The sequence below is a fragment of the Kitasatospora sp. NPDC059722 genome (assembly GCF_042733235.1).
Classification (GTDB): Bacteria; Actinomycetota; Actinomycetes; order Streptomycetales; family Streptomycetaceae; genus Kitasatospora.
Window position 1 is genome coordinate 3,400 of the sequence record NZ_JBHWGD010000164.1, and the last position, 4,850, is coordinate 8,249.

At 75.5% G+C, this 4,850-nt stretch carries 4 protein-coding genes; 3 read left to right on the forward strand and 1 reads right to left on the reverse strand.

Annotated elements, in window-relative coordinates; translation table 11 throughout:
- Nucleotides 1-498: 498 nt before the first annotated feature.
- Nucleotides 499-1,602: an ABC transporter substrate-binding protein gene (locus tag ACFV4F_RS41100; RefSeq protein ID WP_380448715.1), complete on the forward strand. Its 1,104-nt coding sequence runs from the start codon at nt 499-501 to the stop codon at nt 1,600-1,602.
- A 141-nt stretch (nt 1,603-1,743) separates the two neighbouring features.
- Entirely contained in the window at nt 1,744-2,871 is a 1,128-nt protein-coding gene (locus tag ACFV4F_RS41105; RefSeq protein ID WP_380510719.1) for a hypothetical protein, read from the forward strand.
- 69 nt (nt 2,872-2,940) lie between these two features.
- On the opposite strand, the gene ACFV4F_RS41110 is transcribed toward ACFV4F_RS41105, so the two are convergent.
- Nucleotides 2,941-3,513 (reverse strand): NUDIX hydrolase, encoded by a 573-nt coding sequence (locus tag ACFV4F_RS41110; protein WP_380510722.1) that lies wholly within the window; start codon nt 3,511-3,513, stop codon nt 2,941-2,943.
- Nucleotides 3,514-3,699: 186 nt separating this feature from the next.
- Between ACFV4F_RS41110 and ACFV4F_RS41115 the strand changes: the two genes are divergently transcribed.
- Nucleotides 3,700-4,683 (forward strand): ATP-grasp domain-containing protein, encoded by a 984-nt coding sequence (locus ACFV4F_RS41115; RefSeq protein ID WP_380510725.1) that lies wholly within the window; start codon nt 3,700-3,702, stop codon nt 4,681-4,683.
- Nucleotides 4,684-4,850 lie beyond the last annotated feature (167 nt).

A 4,850-nucleotide genomic window follows, 5' to 3' on the forward strand; every position in this document is an offset into this window, starting at 1 on the left:
GGGGCGCGGGCCCCACCCGTGGGTAACCGGCACGGGGCCGACCACCCCGCCCGCCGCTGGACTGGTTTCCTGTGGGGGCCCCCCTCGCACGGCCACCAGCACAGGCCCGTGGAGCGCTTCATGCCTTCGACCATAGCGCCGGTCCCCCGCCGCGGTCACCGGTTTTCGCCGTCGGCCTCAGTCCTCGACGACGAGGGCGGGGGTGTCGCGGCGCAGCGTCTCGCCGCGGAAGAACTCCGCCTGCAGGAAGACGGCGCTGAGCAGCAGGCCGCCGACCCCGGGGTCCGGAAGCCCGGGTGGACGGCGCCGAAGCGCGGCGGGACGACCCGGTAGGCGCTCATCGCCGGCAGCGTGCGGGCCACCGGGATGAACGTGGTCTTGTGGAGTAGGTTAGCCTCACCTTAGCTGCGGGTCCGTGGCCGCCCCGCGGCCACGCCCCGTCCCCGACTCGCCCCCGACCCGTCCTTGACCCGCCCGCCGATCCCGAAGGAGCGTCGCGTGGCCCCCAACGCCGACGACCTGACCCCCGCCCGCCGCACCGCCTCCCGCCGCCGCTTCCTCGCCGGCGGGCTCACCGGCGGTGCCGTGCTCGGCCTCGGCGGGCTCCTCGCCGCCTGCGGCAGCTCGGACGGGTCGGCCGGACCCGGCACTGCGAAGCCGTCCGGCGGCGGCTCCCCCGACCAGAAGTCGGTCAAGCAGGGCGGCGACGACTACGCCACCGTGATCGAGAAGATGAAGGGCTTCGGCACCGACGCCGCCCCCGGCGTCTACCCCCGCACGGTCAGGCACGCGATGGGCGAGACCGTCCTCCCCGCCAAGCCCGTCCGCGTCGTCGTCCTCGACACCGGCGAGCTCGACAACGTCGTGTCGCTCGGCGTCCAGCCGGTCGGCGTCGTCCACACCGACGGCTCGAAGACCATGCCGTCCTACCTCAAGGACAAGGCCGGCAGCCCGGCGAACGTCGGCACCATCAACAGCCTCAACCTGGAGGCGATCGCCGCCCTCAAGCCCGATCTGATCCTCGGCAGCCAGCTGCGCGCCCAGGACCAGTACGTGCAGCTGTCGAAGATCGCACCGACCGTCTTCTCGCTGCGCCCCGGCTACCCGTGGAAGCAGAACTTCCTGCTCAACGCGAGCACCTTCGGCCTGGAGGCCGAGGCCAAGACCCAGCTCGACGCCTACCAGGCCGCCGCCACCGCGATCGGCGCCCGGCTCGGCGACAAGCGACCGGCCATCACGCCGCTGCGCTTCATGCCCGGCAAGACCCGCCTCTACGCGGAGCTGTCGTTCATCGGCACGATCCTCACCGACGTGCCGCTGCCGCAGCCCGCGATCGAGCGGGTCAAGGAACTCGCGGTCGAGATCAGCCCCGAGCAGATCGACAAGGCGGACGCCGACTGGATCTTCTACGGCGTGTACGGATCGCCCACCTCCACCAACCAGGACACGGTGCTCGGCGGCGCGCTCTGGAGGACCCTCGGAGCGGTCAAGTCCGGTCAGGCACGGCCGGTTTCGGACGAGACCTGGTTCCTCGGGCTCGGCGTGATGGCGGCCACCGCGGTGCTCGCCGACCTCAAGGGCTTCGTCGCGCCCGGCAGTTGAGCCGACACGCCGGGTAGGGGCGGGGTGCCCGCGGCCCGCTCCCGGAGGGGCGTGCGGGCGTCCGAACGGGGAACCGGCGCTTGGAGCTGGTCACTCGGTGCGGGAGGATCGTCTGGACCGTCCCCCGAAGGGCCCGTGCCGATGACCTCGCTCCACCCCACCCCCACCGACCCAGCCCGCCCCGACCCGGCCGCGGACCGCGCCGGAGCCCCGCGTCAGGCCGCCGCGCGCTGCTCCATCGCGCAGGCCGCCGACACGGGACAGCTCCCCGGTGCGCCGGGCGGCGGCGCCCGGGACGACTCGGTGCCGCGACCGCGCAGCGGCCCCGGCGACGCCGACGGCGGGGCGCCGACCCGCGCACCCCTCACCGGCGCGCCGGACCAGCGGACGGCCGCCCGTGTGCAGGCCGCGCTCGCCGAACGGCTGCGGGCCGCACGCCTGCAAGGGCGCACGCTCGCCGAGTTGGCCGCCGCGTGTCGACGGCCGGTGGCGGAGGTCGCGACGCTCCTGGGCGAGGCCGTGCCGGTGGAGGCTCCGTCGGCCTGGCAGGTTCAGGACGACCAGGGCGAGCCCGGCGACGTCCACACGCACGACGTTCACACGCACGACGTTCACACGCACGAACTCCCGCAGCCCGCCGCACCGACGGCCGAACGGCCGGTGCCGGTGCTGCGGGCGGCCCGCGAGGAACCGCGGACCCTCGCGACACGACGGCCCTCGCCCTCACGCCGGCTGCGCCGCATGCACCCCGATGCCGCCCTGACCGGGCAGGAGGCGGCCGAACGGGAGACGGCCGCACCTGAGGGACCACTCCCGCGCAGGTCCGCACGGGGAGCGGGCAGGACGGCGGCGGGAGCGAACGGGGCCGCAGGGACCGCGGCGGCCTGGCGGCCGACCGGCGGCACCGGGGCCGGGGCCCGGGCCGGCACCGGGGCCGACCAGGCCGAGACCCCGCTCGGGATCCTGATCGGCGCCGGCCCCCACCAACCCGAGGCGGTCGGCCGCCCGGAGGAGCGCACGCCGGTCCGGGTGACCGCCGAGCCGGTCCGGATCGGGCGCGGCACCAGCCTCGTCGTGCTGCCCTCCTGGCGACCCGCCATCGCCGTCTCGGTGCCGACCGAGCAATTGCTGTCCGCCACCGGGCTCGCCTTCGAACAACTGGCCGGCGTGCAGCTGACGGTGATGATGAACCCCGGTGCCCTGCACGACCGGGAGCTCGACCTGCACGACTGGCGGGCCGCGCGCGGACGGCGCGGCGGACGGGCGTAGCCGGTCCGTGCCGTTCGACCCGGCGTAGCGCCCGACGTAGCGCCCGACGTAGCGCCCGACGTACGAACGTCAGTGCTCCGGCGAGGAGTTCGGGATGTAGCCGAGGTGGACGGCGCCCGCATCGCTCCCGTCGACGTTCCAGTCGCCCGACCGGACCATCGCCAGCAGCTCGGGGAGCCTGGGCGGCCAGAGCGCGTCGGCGTCCGGGGCGGCGAGGTCGGACGGCGTCCACCAGCGCCAGTCGAGGATGCGGTCGACGGCGTGCACCGCGCTGACGTCGCCGACCGGGCCGCGGCGCGGGCCCCGGGTGACGTAGATGTGCTCGTGCTGGCGGACCGGGGTGCCGTGCCAGGTGAAGTCGTGCTCCCAGGTGCAGAGCAGCGGGCCGGGTTCGAGGTCCGTCCAGCCGGTCTCCTCGCGGAGTTCACGGACGGCGCCTTCGCGCGGGGTCTCGCCGGGGTCCAGTCCGCCGCCCGGCATCGTCCAGTGCACGCCGACCTCGGAGTTGTCGGAGCGGAGCAGGAAGACCGAGCCGTCCTCGGCCAGAACCGCCGTCCGGGCCGCCTGCCGGGGCACGCGCTCGCGGGGGCGCCGCAGTCCGACGAGTCCCAGCGGGTTGCGGAAGCGCTGCTGTCGTTTCATCGGCCCACTCTCGCAGGGCCCGACGACGGGCGTCTCCGAATTCCGGGACGGGCGGTGGCGGTACGGGCGGTGGCGGTACGGGGCCGTGACCGGACGGGCGGTGGCGGGACAGGCGGTGGCGGGACAGGCGCTGACGGAACGGTGTGACGGCGCGCGGAGGGCCCGTACCGCCGTACGCTGACGCCCATGCCCGTACCCGCGATCGTCTTTCCCGCCGACCCGCTCAACCCGCGCCGGCCCGACCCGCACTTCGCCTGGGAGGCCCGGCTGGTCCGGGAGTTGGGCGGCGAGCACCATCTCGTCGACCACGACGCGCTGCTGGCCGGACGGGCCGAGGAGGCCGTCCGGCGGGTGCCGGAGGGCGGCGGCCCGCTCTGGTACCGGGGCTGGATGATCCCCTCCCGGGACTACGCCGCCTTCGCCGCCGCCCTCTCCGCGCGCGGCGGGAACCTGCTCACGAGTGCCGCCGGCTACGCGGCCGCACACGAACTTCCCGGCTGGTACGGCGTGTTCGAGGGCTCGACGCCGTCGAGCGTGTGGATCCCCTCGGCGGGCGAGGCAGCGGGCGGGTCTGCATCGGCGCCGGGACCGGGGCGGGAGGAACTGGCCGATGCCGTGGCCCGGTTGGGCGGGCGTGGCCCGGCGATCGTCAAGGACTACGTGAAGTCCCGAAAGCACGAGTGGCACGAGGCCTGCTACGTGCCGGAGCTCGCCGACCTGGACGCTGTCGGTCGGGTGGTGGCCCGGTTCGTCGAGTTGCAGGGCGAGTTCCTGGCGGGCGGGGTGGTGCTGCGGCGGTACGAGGAGTTCGCGCGGGCGTCCGCTCCCGTCGGCACCGAGGCCGGTGCCGGCGTCGGTCTCGGCGTCGGCGTCGGCGTCGGCGTCGGCGTCGGGGGCACCCGGGCGGTGGAGGCCCGGGTGTGGTGGCTGGACGGCGAACCGGTGCTCGTCGGACCGCACCCGGACGCGCCGCGCGACGAGGTCGACCCCGACCTGACCGGTGTGCGCTCGCTGGTGCGGACGCTCGGCTGCCGGTTCGTCACCACCGACCTCGCCAGCCGGGCGGACGGCTCCGGCTGGCGGGTGGTCGAGGTCGGGGACGGGCAGGTGAGCGACCTGCCGCACGGGATCGACGCGACCGGGCTGCTGACGTCGCTGATCGCGGCCTGACCCACGCTGGGTTCGGGCCCGGCCCGAACGCAGCGTGGGGCGGGCCGGGCGGGGCGCCCGGGCGGGGGGGGGGTGTCGTCGTTCGGAAACCGCGGCACCACCGCTATTGTTTTGGGGGTGGCGGCCCGGCACCGCGGGGGGGGGGGCGACGAGCGCCCGCCCGAGGC

Bases quoted from the DNA above. Each gene is read 5' to 3' on its own strand.
- ACFV4F_RS41110 (WP_380510722.1), bottom strand. From the start codon at position 3,513: ATGAAACGACAGCAGCGCTTCCGCAACCCGCTGGGACTCGTCGGACTG.
- ACFV4F_RS41105 (WP_380510719.1), top strand. From the start codon at position 1,744: ATGACCTCGCTCCACCCCACCCCCACCGACCCAGCCCGCCCCGACCCG.
- ACFV4F_RS41115 (WP_380510725.1), top strand. From the start codon at position 3,700: ATGCCCGTACCCGCGATCGTCTTTCCCGCCGACCCGCTCAACCCGCGC.